Consider the following 18201-nt stretch of genomic DNA (forward strand, 5'->3'; position numbering starts at 1 on the left):
ATGAAGATGCTGCTCGGCATCGCCCGCTTCGAGATCGGCTACCAGCTGAAGAACCCGGTGTTCTGGGTCTCGGTCGCGATCTTCTTCCTTCTGGGCTTCGGCCTTACCGCCAGCGAAAACGTCAGTATCGGCACCCCGGGGGCCGTGCATGAGAATGCGCCGTTCGCCATCGCCATCGCGCATTCCAGCTTCACGATCCTTTACCTTTTCGTGATCACCGCGTTCGTGGCCAACGCCATCGTTCGCGACGAGACCAGCGGCTTTGCCCCCATCATCCGCGCGACGCGGGTGACGCGTGCGCAGATCGTCATTGGCCGCTTCCTCGGCGGGGTGACCATCGCCTGGGCAGGGTTCCTCGCGGTCCCGCTCGGGCTGGCGATCGGCGCCGCCATGCCATGGGTCGATCCGGAAACGATCGGGCCGCAGCGGTTCGGCTACTACGCCTGGCCGTTCCTGCTGTTCGCCATTCCCAACATCTTCCTGACCAGTGCGGTGCTGTTCGCGCTCGCGACCACGCTGAGGTCGATGATGGCGAGCTATATCGGCGCGGTCCTGCTGGTTATGGGATATCTCATCACCATCAGCGTCGCCGGTCAGAAGATCGAATATCGTGAGGCCTTCGCCCAGTGGGAACCGCTGGGCAACGGCGCGCTCCGCGAAGCGACGCGCTACTGGACCCAGGCCGAAATGAACGGTCGGCTGGTCGATTTCGCGGGGACCATTGCCTTCAACCGGGCGTGGGCGATCGTGCTCGGCCTCCTGTTCCTGGGCATAACGCTCTGGCGTTTCTCGATGACCGAGCGGGCGCCGTCGAAACGCAAGCTCCGCAAGCTTGCCCGGCGCGAGGCTCGCGAGGCGACTGCGGCGGCGGCGGCGCCGACCCTCGGCGGAGACACCGTGGTGGCGCGCGACCGGACCCCGTCACGTCTGACCCAGTTCACCACCCGGCTGCGGATCGAGATGCGGCAGGTGCTGACCAGCCCCGGCCTGAGCGTGCTGGCGCTGTTCGCGATCATCAACACGTGCTTCGGCCTGTGGCTGGGCAGCAGCATGTACGGCACGTCCGATTACCCGACGCTGGCCGATACCATCAGCACGGCCCGCAACAATTTCTCGGCGGTGATCCTGATGATCGCCGTTTTCTACGGTGGCGAACTGGTCTGGCGGGAGCGGGATCGAAAGCTCAACGAACTCATCGATTCCACTCCGGTGCCGGCCTGGGTCATGACGGTGCCCAAGATCCTTGCGATCCTGCTGGTGCTGGTCACGCTTAACATCGTCGCAATGCTGACCGGCCTCGTCTATCAGCTGACTGCCGGCGCACCCCGGCTGGGCATCCCCGAATATTTCGCGTGGTTCATCATTCCCGCCGCGATCGACGGCCTGCTGATCGCCATTCTCGCGGTGGTCGTGCAGGTCCTCAGCCCCAACAAATATGTCGGTTGGGGGATTATTTTCGTCTGGTTCGTGGGCACAATCTTCCTGTCGAACATGGGCTATTCCAACCCGCTCTATATCTACGCCGCATCACCATCGGTGCCGCTGAGCGATTTCGTCGGCGCAGGCAGCTTCTGGAAGGGTGCGGCGACCCTGCAATTCTACTGGCTGATGTGTGCGGTAATTCTCGCGGTCGTGGCGCATCTGCTGTGGCCGCGCGGCACGGATCTGGGGGTTCGCACCCGGCTCCGGCGGTTGGGCCGTCCCGGCAACCGGCTGCCGTGGGCCATCGCCGGCACTGCGGCGGTCGCGATGGCGGGGACGGGTGCCTACGCCTATCAGAACATCAAGGTCCACAATCGCTACGTCACCGAAGACATGGCCGAACGGGACCTCGCCGACTTCGAGAAGAAATACCTGCGTTATGAGCGGCTGCCGCAGCCGAACGTCACAGCTGTGAAGCTGGACGTGCAGCTTTATCCGGCAGAACGGCGGATGGTGACGGCCGGCAGCTATCGCCTCGTCAACAAGTGGGACGTCCCGATCCGCGACGTGCATATCCGGCAGGGCAGCGACGATACCGTTTATTCACGGCTGGAACTGACGGGCGCGCGGTTGGTCGGCAACGACGACCGGTTCAAATATCGCATCTACCGCTTCGACCAGCCGTTGATGCCGGGGCAGACCGCCGATCTCGCTTTCCGCTCGGAAGTGTGGCGGCGCGGGTTTCGCGCCGGAGCCCCGGCGACGGATGTGCTGGAAAACGGCACCTTCATCAACAACGCCAGCTTCGCTCCGATCATCGGCATGAACCGCCAGGGCCTGTTGAGCGACCGGACCAAGCGCCGGCGCCAGGGCCTTCCGGCCGAATTGCGCCCGGCCAAGCTGGAAGACATGTCCGCCACCCGCTGGAACGACATCGGCAATGCCGACTGGGTAATGTCGGACATCCGCCTCACCACCGATGCCGGCCAGATGCCCGTCGCCCCCGGCAATCGCGTATCCGACACGACCGCCAACGGCCGGCGGACCGCGCGCTTCGTCAGCCCGGCGCCGATCCTGAACTTCTTTTCGGTCCAATCGGCGGATTACGACGTGGCGCGGCGCAACCATAACGGCGTCGAGCTGGAGGTGCTCTATCATCCCGGCCACGACTGGAACGTGCCCAAGATGCTGCGCGCCATGGCCTTGTCGCTCGACTACTACCGGCAGAACTTCGGACCTTATCAATTCAACCATGCCCGCATCATCGAGTTTCCGGGCTACGAAAGCTTTGCGCAGGCCTTTGCCGGGACGATGCCCTATTCGGAATCGATCGGGTTCAACGCGAACACCAACGATCCGGAAAAGATCGACTTCACCACCTACGTGATCGCGCATGAGATCGGGCATCAATATTGGGGCCACCAGGCGGTCGGGTCCGACATGCAGGGCGGCACGCTGAGCAGCGAAACGCTGGCGCAGTACAGCGCGCTGATGGTGATGAAGAAGCTGTACGGTCCGGACCAGATCCGCCGTTTCCTGAAATATGAACTCGATTCCTACCTCGGCGGCCGCAAAGGGGAGGCGGTCGAAGAGCTGCCGCTCAACCGGGTCGAGAGCCAAGGCTACATCCATTACCGCAAGGGCGCGGTGGTGATGTACCTGCTGCAGGAACAATTGGGCGAGGCGGCGGTGAACCGCGCGCTGCAACGCTTTGTCGCGGCCCAGCGCTTCAAGGGTCCGCCCTACCACCGGTCGGTCGACCTGATTGCCGAACTCCGTCGGGAAGCCCGCACCCCCGAGCAGCAGCGGCTGATCGGCGACCTGTTCGAACGGATCACGCTGTACGATCTCAAGGTCGTCGATGCCGTCACGCGCAAGGTCGAGGACGAGTGGGAAACGACGCTGACCATTGCCGCCGACAAGTTCACGGCCAACGGTAAGGGCGTGGAGACCAGGGTGGCGCTGGCCGAACCGATCGAGATCGGCCTGTTCACCGCCCGCCCGGGACTGGGCGCCTTCTCGCGGAAGGAAGTGCTGGCGCTTGGCCGGCAGCCGGTGCGCGGCGGCGTCCAGAAGATCGTGCTGCGCAGCAAGGCCAAGCCGACATTCGCCGGGGTCGACCCCTATAACTTCCGGATCGACCGGATCAGCGACGACAACGTCAAGGATGTCACGGTCGCCGACGGCTCCGCCTCATAGCCAGATGGCCATCAGGCTGGGCCTGAGCGCCGCGTCGATCTCCAAGCGGTCAAGTCCGCAGCTTCGACGCCGATCGGGCGAGATCCGCGATCTGCCGGAGGTCGGGCCTGCCCCTCGGCACGATCCAGCTGCCGCCGACGCAGCGGACCGCCGGATGGGCCAGCCACTGCGGCGCTGAATCGGCCGTGATCCCGCCGGTAGGACAAAAGGTCACCTCCCCGAACGGCCCGGCAAGCGCGCTCAGCGCCTTCAGGCCGCCGGACGTCTCGGCAGGGAAGAATTTGAACCGGGTCAGCCCGTGGTCGAGACCGCGCATGATGTCTCCGGCCGTCGCCACCCCGGGCAGGTAGGCGGCCCCGCGCGCGATCGCGGCCCGGGTCAGGCCGTCGGTCAGGCCCGGGGCGACGATGAATTGCGCTCCGGCCGCCAGCGCCTGATCGAGCTGGCCCTCGTTCAGCACCGTTCCCGCTCCGACGATCGCGCCCGGCACCCTGGCCATCTCCCGAATGGCGGAAAGCGCTTGCGGAGTGCGCAGGGTGACTTCGAGTACCGGCAACCCCGCGCCGACCAGCGTCTCGGCCAAGGCGACGGGATCGATACTGCCGTCCAGCACCAGCACCGGAATCACGGGGGCCGCACTCATCATCTCGTCGATGGCGATCATCCGTGTTGTCCTGCAAAAGCTGCTGCGGCGCCGAACAGGCCGGGCTGGGGATAGGTGATGAGCTTCACCGGCATCTCGTCGAGCCGTCGCTCGAACCGACCCTTGGCAATGAAGCGGTCGCGAAAGCCCGATCGGGGAAGGTGCGCCGCCAGCCGCAGGCCAAGGCCCCCGCCAATCGCCACCGCCGCTGCGCCCTGCGCCAGTGCAAGGTCACCGGCCACCGCACCAAGCGTCAGGCAGAAACGGTCCAGTGCCGCCCCCGCCAGACTGTCGCGGCCCTCCAGCGCCGCCGCCCACAGCTCTTTTTCGTCATGGATCGCTGCCGGCCGCTTCTCGATTGTCGCCAGCGCCTCGTAGATGTTGACGAGGCCACGGCCGGAGATCAGCCGCTCGACGGACACCCGTCGGAAGCTGCGGCGAAGCTCGACAAGAATGCGGTCTTCCAGCGCATCGAGCGGCGCGAAGTCGACATGGCCACCCTCCGTCTCGATGATCTCGCTTCGGCCATCGCGCCTGAGCAGGGCAGCGACACCAAGCCCGGTGCCGGGACCAAGGATCGTCACCATGCCCGCATCGGGCAGGGGGCGGCTTGGGCCGCACAGATGGGTGAAGGCGCTGCCGTCCAGGGACGCAACCGCGTGCGCGACCGCGCCGAAATCGTTGACAATTGTGAACCGCGCGACGCCAAGCTGGTCCATCATCAGCGCCGGCCGGATGACCCACGGGTTGTTGGTCAATTTCAGCAGTTCGCCGCCCACCGGTCCAGCGAACGATATCGCCAGTTCGTCCGGAAGCGGCGACCCCGAGCGGCGGCCGAATTCCTCCCAGGCCGTCTGGAAGCTGGCATGTTCCGCCGTTTTCAGCGTGACCGGTTCCGACAGTTCGACCACTCGGCCCGCCGCGATCTGCGCAAAGGCGAAGCGGGCATGAGTGCCGCCGATGTCCGCCGTCACGATCCGCCTCATGCGCTGCGCTCCTGCTCCATCAGCGCAAGCATCGCCGAGGCGCCGCGCTCGGCATCGTCGCACTCCAGCCGCATCATGGCGAACAATTCCCGGCCGGTTCCCTCGGGCGGCGGCGGCGCAGCGGCGGGGTCTCGCGCGGCGAGGTCGATGCCGACCGCCGACAGCTCTCCTCGTTCGGCACACAGCCGCACGATGTCCCCGTCGCGCAAACGGCTGAGCGGACCACCGCCGAGCGCTTCGGGCGAAACATGGATCGCCGCGGGCACCTTGCCGCTCGCCCCCGACATGCGTCCATCGGTGACCAGCGCAACCCGGTGGCCGCGATCCTGCAGAACGCCCAGCGTGGGGGTGAGCTTATGCAGTTCGGGCATGCCGTTGGCGCGCGGGCCCTGGAAGCGAACCACCACCACCACATCGCGGTCCAGGTCGCCGGCCTGGAATGCGGCCAGTACCGCGTTCTGATCCGCGAAGATTCGCGCCGGGGCCTCGACCGTCCACCGCGACGGATCGACCGCACTGGTCTTGAATGTCGCGCGGCCGAGATTGCCCTGCACCAGCCGCATGCCGCCATCAGGCATGAACGGGTTTGCGATTGGCCTCAGCAAGGTGTCGTTGCGGCTTTCACCCACGTCGCGCCAGACGGGCCGATCGCCTCGCAGTTCGGGAACTTGCGTATAGCTCTCGAACGCGTCCGCACCGGCCGTCAGAATGTCGCCGTGCAGCAGCCCGGCCGCCCGCAATTCCCGCGCGACGAAGGCAATGCCGCCGGCATAATGGAAGTCGTTCACGTCGCCCGACCCATTGGGATAGACCCGCGCGAGCAGCGGCACCGCGGCGGACAGTGCGTCCAGGTCTTCCCAGTCGAGGACGATGCCGGCGGCGCGGGCGATGGCCGGCAGGTGGATCGCATGATTGGTGGACCCGCCGGTGGCGAGCAGGCCGACCACCGCATTGACGATGCTCCGTTCGTCCACGCACTGCGCCAGCGGCCTCGCCTTGCTTGCGGCCAGCTCGGCCAACCGGCGCACCGCGGCGCGGGTCAGCGCCTGGCGCAACGGTGTGTTGGGCTGGACAAAGGCGGCATTGGGGATGTGCAGCCCCATCAACTCCATCATCATCTGGTTGCTGTTGGCGGTGCCGTAGAAGGTGCAGGTGCCGGGCGAATGGTAGCTCGCCGCTTCGGAGGCCAGCAGCTCGTCGCGTCCAACCTTGCCCTCGGCATAGAGCTGCCGGACCCGCTGCTTTTCCTTGTTCGGCAGCCCGGTCGGCATCGGCCCGCCGGGCACCAGCAGCATCGGCAGGTGGCCGAAACGCAGCGCCCCGATCAGCAGCCCCGGCACGATCTTGTCGCAAATGCCCAGCAGCGCGACCGCTTCGAACATGCCATGGCTCAAGGCGACCGCCGTCGACAGGGCAATGGTGTCGCGGCTGAACAGCGACAGGTCCATCCCGTCCTGGCCTTGCGTGACCCCATCGCACATCGCCGGAACGCCGCCCGCGACCTGCGCCGTGGCGCCGACCTCGCGCGCGTAGATCTTCATCTGCTCGGGGTATCGCGCATAGGGTTGATGGGCCGACAGCATGTCGTTGTAGGCGGTAACGATGCCGATGTTGGGGGCGGTATCGGCCCGAATACGGTCCTTGTCGTCCTCGGCCGCCGCAAAGCCATGCGCAAAGTTGCCGCAGCTCATCCGGCGCCGGCTGATCCCGCGCTCGGCCTGTGCGGCCATCAGCTCCAGGTAGCGACGGCGGAAGGGGCGCGAACGCTCGACGATCCGCTCGGTCACTGCGGCAATGCGGGGGTCCAGGGTCATGTCCGGCACCAGTGGATGCTGACCGGTTGTGCAGCGCCGGCCAGCACCCGGCCAATCGGGAGTCGGGAGTTGTCACCCTCTCGCAACGCCTGTTCCAGCAACGCCTGCTTCCTTTCGCCGGTGATAGTGACCATCAACGATCTGGCGGAAAGGATGGCCGCTTTCGTCAGGCTCACCCGAGACACGGGCGCTTCCGGCGGCAGGGGTTCCGGCCGCACCCCGATTGCCCGCTGGCCATCGGGAGCGTTCAGTGCCGCCTCGAGATCGGGGCCGGCGAAGAGGGAGGCCGTATGTCCGTCCTCTCCCATGCCCAGCCAAACAAGGTCCGGCGGCCAGGGCAGTTCCTGAAGGACGACTTGGGCTGCCAGGCCGGCCGCAGCGACCTCAAGGTCGGCTGGAACGAGCGAACGGATATTGGGGCCAGCGAGTGCGAAACTCTCGCGGAGCAGGCGGTCATTCCTGAGCGCGCTGCCCTCCCCGACCAGCCGCTCATCGGTCGGCACCAGCGTCACCTTGTCCCACGGCAAGGGCGCTCTCGCCAGCGCTTGGAAGATCGGCCGCGGCGTGCTTCCTCCCGGCGCTGCAAGCAGACACTGGTCGCGGGCGGCGACCGAATGTTCGATGACCTCCGCCACTTGCCCGGCGACAGCGGTGACGAACGCATCGCGATCGCCATGGCGGTGCCACTGCGCGTCAGTCATTCCAGCTGACCCCGTCGCGTTCGGCCAAAGCGATCGCCGCCGACGGACCCCAGTTGCCGGCCGCATAGCGCCGCGGCGTCATCCCGGCCGCAGCGGCGGCTGCGCGAAGCTGATCGATCCACTGCCATTGCGCCTCCACCTCGTCGCGGCGGACGAACAGGGTGGGGTCACCTTCCAACAGGTCGAGAAGCAGGCGCTCGTAAGCGATCCGCCGGCGCGTGTCGGCGAATGCGTCAGGCAGCCGGATGTCCAGCGGCACTTCGCGCAAGCGGATACCGTTGCGATCGAGGCCCGGCATCTTGGCCATCAACTCGAGGCGGATATTCTCCTCGGGCTGGATGGCGATCAGCAGGCGGTTTGGGGACGTCCTGGCCCCGCGCGACGCGAACATCGAATGCGGGATGCAGCGGAACTGTATCACGATCTCGGTCCGGCGCTCGGGCAGCCGCTTTCCGGTCCTCAGGTAAAAGGGCACCCCGGCCCAGCGCCAATTGTCGACGTGCGCCTTCGCCGCGACAAAGGTTTCCGTGCCGGACGCGTGGCCAAGTTCATCGAGATAACCCCGCACCGGCTGACCGAGCACCGCGCCCTCGCCATATTGGCCGGTCACCACGGACTCCTGGACCCGCTCCGCCGTGATCGGCCGCAGCGAGCGAAGCACCTTCACCTTTTCATCGCGGATGGCCGCCGCATCGAAGCTGGCCGGCGGCTCCATCGCCACCAGCGCGAGCAATTGCAGCATGTGGTTCTGAACCATGTCGCGCAAGGCGCCGGCGCCGTCGTAATAGTGACCGCGCCCCTCCAGCCCGATCGTCTCGGCGACCGTGATCTGGACATGATCGATATGCTGCGCGCTCCATAAGGGTTCGAACAAGATGTTGGCGAAGCGAAGCGCAAGCAGGTTCTGGACCGTTTCCTTGCCAAGGTAATGATCGATCCGGAAGATATGCTCTTCCGGGTAGGCCGCCGCGACGGCGTCATTGATCTCCCGGCTGGAGGCGAGGTCGGACCCAAGCGGCTTTTCGAGGGCGAGACGGACATTCGGACCTGCCAGTCCGGCGCTCTGAAGGTTGTCGATGGTGGGCTTGAACAGCTCGGGCGCCGTCGACAGAAAAATCGCGATCTCCCCAGGTTCGGGGCCTACCGCCTCCGCCAGCCGCGCAAAGCCTGGGGCATCACGGGCATCGAGCGGTACGTAATGGAACCGCTGGACAAACCGGCCCGCGGTGTCCGGATCGTGCAAACCGTCCGGCACATGCGCCTTCAGGGCGACCAGCACATGGTCGTGAAACGCCGTGTTGTCCTGCTCGGTTCGAGCGGTCGCGATCACGCGAAGACGATCGGGCAACAGCCCGTCCGCTTCCAGACCATAAAGGGACGGCAGCAGCATGCGTGCGGCAAGGTCGCCGGTGGCGCCGAACAAAACGAGTGTATTCGCTTTCAAGCGCTGGAGGCCCCCGTGAAAATATGCTCCTGCAATCCTGTCCGCTAGCCGCCGCCGGAGCAAGGCTGACCGACGAAATGCGCAGCTTCCGTGGAGCCTTGCGATCTCCAAGTCATCCTTGCATGGCCCGGTGATGGATGCGCAGCCAATTCTCGTGACGGATCAGCCGGTGCAGGAGGTCGTTGTGACCGGACGCGCCCTGCCGGATCCTGCGCCCGAAGCCCTGCTCGACGTGGTTACGTTGGACGAGCGCGATATCCGTCTATCGCCCACCCGCCGGGTTGATCAATTGCTGAAGCAGGTGCCCGGTGTGCAGCTGTTCCGCCGCTCGGATGCCGCCAGCGCCAATCCCACCAGCCAGGGCCTCACCCTTCGCGGGCTGGGCGGCAACGCCGCCAGCCGTGCTCTCGTGGTCCTGGACGGCGTGCCGCAGAGCGACCCGTTCGGCGGCTGGATCAACTGGCCCGCTTTCTCTGTCCTCGACCTCGCCGAGGTTCGTGTCGTGCGGGGTGGTGGCAGCGTGTCCTACGGGCCTGGGGCACTGGCCGGTGCGGTGCTCCTGACCAGCGCCGCAGATCCCGCAACGGCGGCAGAACTCGAAGTCGGCAGCCGAACGGCCGCCGAGGGACGATTCCGCAGCGGCGTCGCCGTGGGCGGCGGCCGTCTCCAGGTCGGTGTCCAGGCGGCACGCGGCGACGGCTTCGTCCCGATCATCGCGGATCAGCGCGGGCCCGCCGACCGCCCGTCGCCCTACCGCAACGCCGCCGCCCGGATGCGCTGGCTCGTGCCGCTCGCCACCGACACCGAGCTGCAAGCAAACCTGGCCGGGTTCGTCGACCGACGGGAGCGGGGCCTGGCCTTCACCGGCAACACCACGCGCGGACTGGACGGATCGGTCCGGCTGGTGAACCGGGGGCGGCTGCCGTGGACCTTGCTCGGCTATGCCCAGGCCCGCCGCTTCAGCAGCAGCTTCGCCGCGATCGACGACGGACGGACACAGGTTCGCCGGGTGTCCCTGCAGGACCATGTGCCCGGCACCGCCATCGGCTGGAGCGCCGAGTTGAGGCCCTCGCTCGGGCCCGGCCTGCAGCTTCGGGTCGGCACCGATGCCCGCTTCGCCCGCGGCCGCTCCGAGGAACTCACCAATTATGTCGATGCCGAGCCGACCCGCGACCGGGTCGCCGGCGGACGCAGCGCAACCGCCGGCGCCTTTGCCGAGCTTGGCTGGACGAGCGGACCGGTGAGCCTGAGCGGCGCGGTCCGGTTGGATCGCTGGCGGATCGCGGACGGCGTCCGGCGCGAGCGCTCGCTGCTGACCGGCGCACTTCTGACCGACGAGCGGTTTCCCGTTCGCACCGGCTGGCGACCCACCGGCCGGGCGGCCGCAGGGGTGGAACTCGGCCGGGGCGCCAGCCTGCGCGGGGCTGCCTATGCGGGTTGGCGCCTGCCGACGCTGAACGAGTTATTCCGCCCCTTTCGCGCGGGTCCCGATGCGACCGCGGCCAACCCGCTGCTGAAGCCGGAGCGGTTGGCCGGGGCGGAGGCGGGCCTGCGCTTGGAGGGCTCTTCGGCCAATCTTTCGCTGACCGCCTTCGCCAATCGCCTGCGCGACCCGATTGCCAACGTCACCCTGGGCGAGGGACCCGGCCTCTTTCCCGGCGTCGGCTTCGTCGCGGCTGGCGGCGCCTATCGCCAGCGGCAGAACCTCTCGGCAATCCGGGTGCGCGGTGTTGAGGCCACCGGCAGCTGGCGATCCGGGGCCTGGAGCCTTACCGCCGCCGCGAGCCTGCTCGATCCGCGCATCGACGACCCGGGCGATCTTGACGGCTTTCAGCCGGCGCAGACCCCGCGCCATACGGGTTCGCTCGGCGGCAGCTGGGAGGATCGCGGCCGCAGCACGTCGCTGCTGTTCCGCTATGTCGGCAAGCAATGGGAGGACGATCTCAACCAGACGCGTCTGCCCGGAGCACTCACGGTGGACGCGGCCGGTACCTTGCCGATCTCGCCCCACCTGCAGCTTCAGTTCCGGGCGGAGAATCTGCTCGACAAGCGTGTGGTCGCGGCGATCTCCAGCGATGGTCTGACCGAACGCGCCACACCGCGCACTTTGTGGCTCGGACTGCGCTTGACCGCTCCCGCGGCAGACTAGCCGCGATGGCGCTGGCGCAGGGTCGCGACCACGTCGCCCCAGTCCAGACCGGTCGCCTCCAGCAGCACGGCAAGATGGTAAAGCAGGTCCGCCGCCTCGCTCGCCACGTCGGCCCGCCCGCGTGAGACCGCCGCCAGCGCGACTTCCAGCCCTTCCTCGCCGACCTTCTGCGCGATCCGGCCAATACCTTCATCCAGCAGCCGCCGCGTATAACTGCTCGCTCCGTCCGCCCCGGCCCGCTCGGCCACGATCCGCGACAGGTCGGCCAACCAGCCCGGCCCGGCCGGCTCGCCGCCAAAGCAGCTCGTCGTTCCCTGGTGGCAAGTCGGTCCCTGCGGCTCGGCCAGCACCAGCAGCGCGTCCCCGTCACAGTCTTCGTGCACTGCCCGCACCGCCAGCCGGTTGCCGCTGGTTTCGCCCTTCTGCCACAGCCGGTCCTTCGATCGGCTCCAGAAGGTCGCGAACTCGCTCTCCAGCGTTGCCTTCAGCGCCGTCCGGTCCATGTAGCCGAGCATCAGCAACCGCCCGCTCGCCCCGTCCTGCACGACCGCGGGCAGCAGCCCCTCCATCTTGTCCCAGGCCAGCGTATCGATCGCCTCGATCGTCAGCGGCGAACGTCGATCCCGCATGATGCGAGGTACTCCTTCAGCTCGGGGATTGGGATCAGCCGGTCGTGAAACACCGTCGCCGCCAGCGCGCCGCTCGCACCGGCGTCGAATGCCGCCGCGAAGTGCCCGGGCGCACCGGCTCCGCCGGACGCGATCACCGGCACTGGAACTGCCTCCGCCACGCTGCGCGTGTGGGCAATGTCGTAGCCCCGCCGCACGCCGTCCTCGGCCATGCAATTCAAGACGATCTCGCCCGCACCGTGCTCTGCCGCCTCCCGGGCCCACTCGAGCGTGTGCCGGCCCGCATCGCGGGTCGCGTCCGGTGAGCCGGTATATTGCTTGACCAGATAGCCGTCTGCCGTCGCCAGGCTGTCGATCCCGACCACCACGCACTGGCTGCCGAAATCACGCGCCAGCTCCTCGATCAGCGCGGGCCGTTCCAGCGCCGGCGAGTTGATCGACACCTTGTCCGCGCCGGCCGCCAGCACCGCCGCCGCCTGATCGCGGGAGCGGATGCCGCCGGCCACGCTGAATGGAATGTCGATCAGCCGCGCGACCCGCTCGACCCACGACAGGTCGACCGTCCGCCCTTCCGGGCTTGCGCCGATGTCGTAGAACACCAGCTCGTCCGCGCCCTGCTCGACGTAAAAGGCCGTATGCTCCTCGATATCGCCGACGTCGCGGTGGCCGGCGAAGCGCACGCCCTTCACCACGCGCCCGCCGGCAACGTCCAGACAGGGGATGATCCTAGCCGCAGGCAATGGCGTCCTCCAATTGCATGCGGCCTTCCCACAGCGCCTTGCCGACGATCGCGCCCGCGGTGTTCAGCTGCGTCAGGTCCTCCAGCGACGTCACGCCCCCCGAGGCCTGGACCTCAAGGCCCGGCAGCCGCTGCGCCACCTTCTCGTAAAGCGCAAAGTTCGGCCCTTCGAGCATCCCGTCACGACCGATATCGGTCAGCAGCAAATGCCGCGCCGAAGGAAAGCGCGCTGCCGCCTCCCACAGGGACAGCGAGCTATCGGTCTGCCAGCCGTGCGTCGCCACTCTGGGCTCGTCGTCCACCACCCGCACATCCAGCGCCAGCGTGATCCGATCGGGGCCGAAGCTTTCCAGGAAGCTGTTCACCAGTTCGGGGCGGGTCACGCACAGGCTGCCCACCACGGCCCGCGCGACTCCGCGTTCGAACAGTCGCGCGATATGTCCGGCGGTGCGAATGCCGCCGGCAACCTGCAGCTTGATGTCGGCCGCATGCGCCAGCTCCCCGATCAGCCGGTGCTGCACCGGTTCGCCCGCTCGCGCGCCGTCCAGGTCGACCACATGCGCCCAGGCCGCGCCCGCCGCTGCAAATCCGCGCAGCGCGTCGGCGGGATCGGTCGGGTAGCGGGTCTGCTCGTCGAACCGGCCTTGCTTCAGGCGCACGGCCGCGCCGCTCATCAGGTCCATGGCGGGATAGATGATCATGCCGCGAGCCAGCTTTCCAGGAACCGCCGCCCCGGCGCGCTCGATCGCTCGGGGTGGAACTGCGCCCCGGTGCGATTGCCCGACCGGACGACCGCCGGGACGCTGCGCCCATATTGGGTCCGGGCCACGGTCGCGGCACCGTCGTCGCAGGCGAAGCTGTGCGCGAAATAGACATGCTCGCCGGACGTCAGCCCGATGCGCTCGTCTTCGACCTCAAGCCTGCTCCAGCCCATGTGCGGCACCGGCCGGCCCGGCGCCGCCTCCAGAGCGCGAGCGCGTCCGGGCAGCAGGCCGAGGCACTCGGTACCGTCTTCATCGCTCGCTTCGAACAACAGCTGCATGCCAAGGCAGATGCCCAGCAGCGGCTGCCGCAGCCCGCGCAGCACCGGCTTAAGGCCGGCCGCGTCGATCTGCCGCATCGCAAAGCCCGCATGGCCGACACCTGGCAGCACCACCTTGTCCGCCGCCGCAATCGCCGCGCCATCGCTCGTCCGCTCCGGCGTTACGCCCAGCCGCTCGAACGCCATGCCGACAGAGCCGAGGTTGCCGAAGCCCAGATCGACCAGCGCCAGCCTCACAACAGCCCCTTGGTGCTGGGTAGCGAGTCGCCGCGCCCTTCGATCGCAAGCGCCGGCCGCAACGCCCGCCCGAACGCCTTGAAGCAGGCCTCGACCTTGTGATGGTCGTTCTCGCCTTTCACCGTCACATGGATCGCTGCCCGCAGGCTGTCCGCCAGGCTGCGAAAGACGTGCGGCGTCATCTCGGTCGGGTAAGCGCCGACATGGCTGGCCGTGAACTCGCCCTCGAACCGGCTGAAGGGCCGGCCGGACAGGTCGATCAGCACCTGTGCTTCCGTCTCGTCCATCGGCAGCGCGAAGCCGAACCGCCCGACGCCGCGCCGGTCGCCCAGCGCCTTGTCGAGCGCCTGGCCCAGCGCGATGGCGCAGTCCTCCACGCTATGGTGCGCATCGATCTGGTGGTCGCCTTCGCAGCTCATCACCAGGCTGAAGCCGCCGTGCGCCGCGACCTGATCCAGCATGTGATCGAAGAACGGCAGGCCGGTGTCGATCCGCCGCGGCTCGGCCCGGTCGAGGTCGACCGCCACCGCGATTTTCGTTTCCTTGGTGTCCCGCGCAACGGCGGCGGCCCGCGAACGGGGAAGGGCAGGGGCCGGCACTCCGAACGCTCGCAGCGCAGCCTCGTTCTCGGGGGGCATGCCGATGGTCAGCCGCACGCCACCGGGGGCGGCATTCTCCCGAAAGCGCACCTTGATGCCCAGCCGCTGTAACCGCTCCGCCAGCGCCGGGGCATCGTCCACTTCCAGGAAGAGGAAGTTGCCCGCGCTCTCATGAATGCGCGTCACGATGGGCGAGGTCGCCAGCAGCGGCGCCAGGCGCTGTCGCTCGGCGACGATCTGCTCGATCCGCTCCTCGTGCACCGCCCGCCGCGCCGGCGACAGCGCCGCCAGGGCGGCATCGATGCACAGGGTCGGCAACGGGTAAGGCGGGGCAGCCCGAGCGATGGTTGCGATGGTTTGTGCTGGCCCAAGCAAGCCGCCGATGCGCGCACCTGCCAGTCCGAATGCCTTGGACAGGGTCTTCAACACCACGAGGTTTTCGCGTCGCACCGCCTCGGCCCCCAAGGTCGGCGTGGCGCTGAACTCCAGATAAGCCTCGTCCAGCACCACCAGCGTATCCGGCAGCGCATCGCACAGCCGCAGCACTTCGGACGGGTCGACCGGCGTCCCCGTGGGATTGTTCGGCGAACAGACGAACAACAGCTTGACGTCCGGCAGGTTTGCGACCGCCGCCAGCACTGCTTCGGCGTCGAACCGGAAGTCGGCCGCAAGCCGCGCCTCGATCACCTTCGCGCCCTGCAATCTGGCGAAGTGCGCATAGGCCGAAAAGGTCGGCTGGCACACCGCCACCCTATCCACGCCGGGACGAAGAAAGGTCCGGCATAATAGGTCGATCGCATCGTCGCCGCCGCGCGTGACCAGGAATTGATCCGCCGCTACCCCATAAAGCGCCGCCATCGACGCCCGCAGGGCCCCAGGCTGCGGCTCGGGATACCGGTTCACTCCTGCCGGCCCAAGCGGCGGGAAGGGGTTCTCATTGGCGTCCAGCTTGATCGTTTCCGCCCCGAACGCGTCGGCCCGGGGGCCGAGATCGAAGGGCGCGAGCGCCAGCACCTCCGGCCGCGCCAACCTCTCCGCCAGGCTCATGCCGCCACCGTTTGCAATCGCGTATCCGCTGCCCGCGCATGCGCTTCCAGCCCTTCCAGCCGCGCCAGCGCCGCCGCCGCCGGAGCGATCGCACGGGCCGCGTCAGCGGTCAGTTCCTGCACGGTCATGGCTTTCATGAAGCTCGCCACCGACACACCGCTCCAGGCCCGCGCCGCGCCATCGGTCGGCAGGACATGCGATGACCCGGCGCAATAATCGCCAAACGTCTCGGCCGCGTTTCGCCCGGCGAACACCGCCCCGGCGTTGCGGATCAGCGGCAACAGCGCATCGGGCTCCGCCACGTTCAGCGACAAATGCTCCGCCGCATAGGCGTTCGCCACCTCCGCCGCTTCCTCCAGCGACGCGACCAGCAGCAGCCGGGCCGCATCCAGCGACCGCTCCGCGATCTCGCGGCGCGGCAGGGCCGCAAGCTGCCGCTCGACTTCGCGCTCGACCGCGCCGATCAGCGCCTCGCTATTCGTCGCCAGCACCACCTGCGCCGCCGCATCATGCTCCGCCTGGCTCAAAAGGTCCGCCGCCACCACTTCCGGCTCGGCCCCGTCATCGGCGATCACCAGCAGTTCCGACGGGCCCGCCGGCAGGTCGATCGCCGGCCCACCAGCCATGCCTGACACCAGGGTCTTGGCCTCGGCGACCCACGCATTGCCGGGCCCACAGATCTTGTCGCATCGGGCGATCTCGCCAGCGCCGAATGCCAGCGCCGCAATCGCCTGCGCGCCGCCCACGGTCCACACCGCCTCGATCCCACAGGCTTCGGCCGCAAGGGCGACCACCGGATCGAGGCTGCCGTTGGCCCGCGGCGGCGTCACCACCACCAGCTCATCTACTCCTGCCGCCCGTGCCGGCAACGCCAGCATCAGCAGCGTGGAGAACAGCGGCGTGGCGCCGCCCGGCACATAGATCCCGACCCGGTCGATCGGCCGCCACAGCTTGCGCACCGTCAGCCCCGGCATGGTCTCGACGCTGAAATCGGCCGGCCGCGAAGCCTCGTGAAAGCGACGGATGTTGCCCACCGCCAACTCGAACGCCGCCAGTTGCTCGCCGCTCAGCGAGGCGCGCGCCTCGGCCGCGCCAGCCGCCACCGCAACCAGCTTCGGCGCGCTGCCGTCGATCCGCTCCGCCGTAGCGACCAGCGCATCCCAGCCGCCGGCCCGCACATCCTCGACGATCGCCCGCACCCGGTCCTTCAACCCGGCCGCCGCCCGCCCTTCGGGACGGGCCAGCGCTGCCCGCCGCTCGTCCGCTGACAGCGCGCTCCATATCAGACGCATCATGGCAGCATCTTCTCGATTGGCAGCACCAGGATCGCCGATGCGCCGACTCCCTTCAGTTCCTGCAGCGTTTCCCAGAACACGCTTTCGCGGCACACGGCGTGCACGGCGAAATGTCCCGGCCGCCCATGCAGCGGCAGGATTGTCGGCGCCTCCGCCCCCGGCAGCAATCGCGTGATCGCCGGCAGGGCCTGGCTCGGCGCGTTGAGCATGATGTACTTGGCGTCCCGCGTCGCCAGCACGCCGCCGACCCGCTTCACCAGCCGCTCGCCCTGTTCGGCCTTCACCGGCGCGACCGCCTTTCGCGTGCGGATCAGCACCGCTTCGCTGTCCAGCACGGTCTCCACCGCCTTCAGCCCATTCGCCTCCAGCGTGGCCCCGGTACTGACCAGGTCGCAGATGATCGGCGCGATGCCCAGCCGCGGGGCAAGCTCCACCGCGCCGTTCATTTCCACCACCTGCGCATCGACCTGCCGCTGCCGCAGCCAGTCGCCCACGATCCTGGGATAGGACGTCGCGACGCGCTTGCCGGCCAGCGCCTCGGCGCCGTGCCATTCCTCGCGCTCGGGGATCGCCAGCTTCAGCGTGCAGTGACCAAAGCCCAGTGGCGCCAGCACCTCGCACCGTTCCGCGCCGTCGCCCAGCGTGAACTCGCGCAGCACATTCTCGCCGACGATGCCATATTCGCATACGCCATCCGCGACGAAGGTCGGAATGTCATCGTCGCGCACGAACATCAGGTCGGCCGGAAAATTCTCGATCCGGGCCGTCAGGGCATTCTTGCCGTTGGCAATGCGCAGGCCGGCGTCGGACAACAGCTTCCGCGACAGGTCGGACAGCCGCCCCGACTTCTGCACCGCAATGTGCAACCGCTCCGCATCAATCAGCATGGGTCGTCTCCAGCGCGTCGATGGTCCGCCGGTACCCCTGATGCGGCTCCTGTTTCAGGAAGCGCGCGACCCGAACGATGGTGGTGGTGCTGACCCCAGTGGCGTCGTGGATCTCGCGATAGGACAGGTCCGTTCCGTCCAGCAGGCGCGCGACGTGCCAGCGCTCGGCCAGGGTGCGGACTTCGGCCGGAGTCAGCAGGTCGGTCAGCAACAGCCGCATCTCTGCCGCGTCGTTCGGCGCCAGCAGCGCGTTGCAAAGCTCGTCCGTGAGCCGCTCGAAATCCCGGGTCGGTGCGATCATATCCGTTACAACGTGTTAAAACGATGTAACGCGATTAGCGAGCAGGCACGCGCTCCGCAACCCCTCC

The 18201-nt window shown here is 67.9% G+C and carries 15 protein-coding genes; 2 read left to right on the forward strand and 13 right to left on the reverse strand.

Features of this window, described 5'->3' with window-relative positions; all coding sequences use genetic code 11:
- Positions 1–3621 carry an ABC transporter permease/M1 family aminopeptidase gene (locus tag AC4GYS_RS05425; RefSeq protein ID WP_491108072.1) on the forward strand — a complete coding sequence of 1207 codons (3621 nt, stop codon included), beginning with the start codon at positions 1–3 and terminating at the stop codon, positions 3619–3621.
- A 49-nt stretch (positions 3622–3670) separates the two neighbouring features.
- Here the strand turns inward: AC4GYS_RS05425 and eda are convergent, their stop codons facing one another.
- From eda to zwf, 5 genes are read right to left on the reverse strand one after another with little or no spacing between them, the layout of a single operon-like run.
- A complete protein-coding gene (gene eda / locus AC4GYS_RS05430; RefSeq protein WP_491108073.1) occupies positions 3671–4285 on the reverse strand; it encodes a bifunctional 4-hydroxy-2-oxoglutarate aldolase/2-dehydro-3-deoxy-phosphogluconate aldolase in 615 nt (204 codons plus the stop codon).
- On the reverse strand, positions 4282–5250 hold the full coding sequence (locus AC4GYS_RS05435) for a glucokinase (protein ID WP_491108074.1): 969 nt from the start codon (positions 5248–5250) through the stop codon (positions 4282–4284). The genes eda and AC4GYS_RS05435 overlap by 4 nt, the downstream gene beginning before the upstream one ends.
- Positions 5247–7064 (reverse strand): phosphogluconate dehydratase, encoded by a 1818-nt coding sequence (gene edd, locus AC4GYS_RS05440; protein WP_491109364.1) that lies wholly within the window; start codon positions 7062–7064, stop codon positions 5247–5249. Before edd ends, AC4GYS_RS05435 begins: the two co-directional genes overlap by 4 nt.
- Positions 7061–7765 (reverse strand): 6-phosphogluconolactonase, encoded by a 705-nt coding sequence (gene pgl, locus AC4GYS_RS05445; RefSeq protein ID WP_491108075.1) that lies wholly within the window; start codon positions 7763–7765, stop codon positions 7061–7063. The genes edd and pgl overlap by 4 nt, the downstream gene beginning before the upstream one ends.
- The gene (gene zwf, locus AC4GYS_RS05450) at positions 7758–9155 is read right to left on the reverse strand and encodes a glucose-6-phosphate dehydrogenase (protein WP_491109365.1); all 1398 of its coding nucleotides are present in this window, start codon (positions 9153–9155) and stop codon (positions 7758–7760) included. The genes pgl and zwf overlap by 8 nt, the downstream gene beginning before the upstream one ends.
- Before the next feature lie 187 nt (positions 9156–9342).
- Here zwf and AC4GYS_RS05455 point away from each other — a divergent pair, with 187 nt between their 5' ends.
- Positions 9343–11358 (forward strand): TonB-dependent receptor, encoded by a 2016-nt coding sequence (locus AC4GYS_RS05455; protein ID WP_491108076.1) that lies wholly within the window; start codon positions 9343–9345, stop codon positions 11356–11358.
- Here the strand turns inward: AC4GYS_RS05455 and hisIE are convergent.
- Genes hisIE through AC4GYS_RS05495 form a run of 8 tightly spaced genes read right to left on the reverse strand, consistent with a single transcriptional unit; the run spans position 11355 to position 18134 of the window.
- Positions 11355–11987, reverse strand: a complete 633-nt coding sequence (hisIE, locus tag AC4GYS_RS05460; protein ID WP_491108077.1) for a bifunctional phosphoribosyl-AMP cyclohydrolase/phosphoribosyl-ATP diphosphatase HisIE — start codon at positions 11985–11987, stop codon at positions 11355–11357. The genes AC4GYS_RS05455 and hisIE overlap by 4 nt on opposite strands.
- Positions 11963–12727: an imidazole glycerol phosphate synthase subunit HisF gene (gene hisF, locus AC4GYS_RS05465; RefSeq protein ID WP_491108078.1), complete on the reverse strand. Its 765-nt coding sequence runs from the start codon at positions 12725–12727 to the stop codon at positions 11963–11965. The genes hisIE and hisF overlap by 25 nt, the downstream gene beginning before the upstream one ends.
- A complete protein-coding gene (locus tag AC4GYS_RS05470; RefSeq protein WP_491108079.1) occupies positions 12714–13427 on the reverse strand; it encodes a 1-(5-phosphoribosyl)-5-[(5-phosphoribosylamino)methylideneamino]imidazole-4-carboxamide isomerase in 714 nt (237 codons plus the stop codon). The genes hisF and AC4GYS_RS05470 overlap by 14 nt, the downstream gene beginning before the upstream one ends.
- A complete protein-coding gene (hisH, locus tag AC4GYS_RS05475) occupies positions 13424–14005 on the reverse strand; it encodes an imidazole glycerol phosphate synthase subunit HisH (protein ID WP_491108080.1) in 582 nt (193 codons plus the stop codon). Before hisH ends, AC4GYS_RS05470 begins: the two co-directional genes overlap by 4 nt.
- A complete protein-coding gene (hisC, locus tag AC4GYS_RS05480) occupies positions 14002–15651 on the reverse strand; it encodes a histidinol-phosphate transaminase (RefSeq protein WP_491108081.1) in 1650 nt (549 codons plus the stop codon). The genes hisH and hisC overlap by 4 nt, the downstream gene beginning before the upstream one ends.
- Positions 15648–16946, reverse strand: coding sequence for a histidinol dehydrogenase (hisD, locus tag AC4GYS_RS05485; protein WP_491108082.1), 1299 nt, complete (start codon positions 16944–16946; stop codon positions 15648–15650). The genes hisC and hisD overlap by 4 nt, the downstream gene beginning before the upstream one ends.
- On the reverse strand, positions 16943–17833 hold the full coding sequence (hisG, locus tag AC4GYS_RS05490; RefSeq protein WP_491108083.1) for an ATP phosphoribosyltransferase: 891 nt from the start codon (positions 17831–17833) through the stop codon (positions 16943–16945). Before hisG ends, hisD begins: the two co-directional genes overlap by 4 nt.
- Positions 17823–18134: a YerC/YecD family TrpR-related protein gene (locus tag AC4GYS_RS05495; RefSeq protein WP_491108084.1), complete on the reverse strand. Its 312-nt coding sequence runs from the start codon at positions 18132–18134 to the stop codon at positions 17823–17825. The genes hisG and AC4GYS_RS05495 overlap by 11 nt, the downstream gene beginning before the upstream one ends.
- Positions 18135–18201 lie beyond the last annotated feature (67 nt).

Source organism: Sphingomonas sp. SP1 (assembly GCF_058313395.1).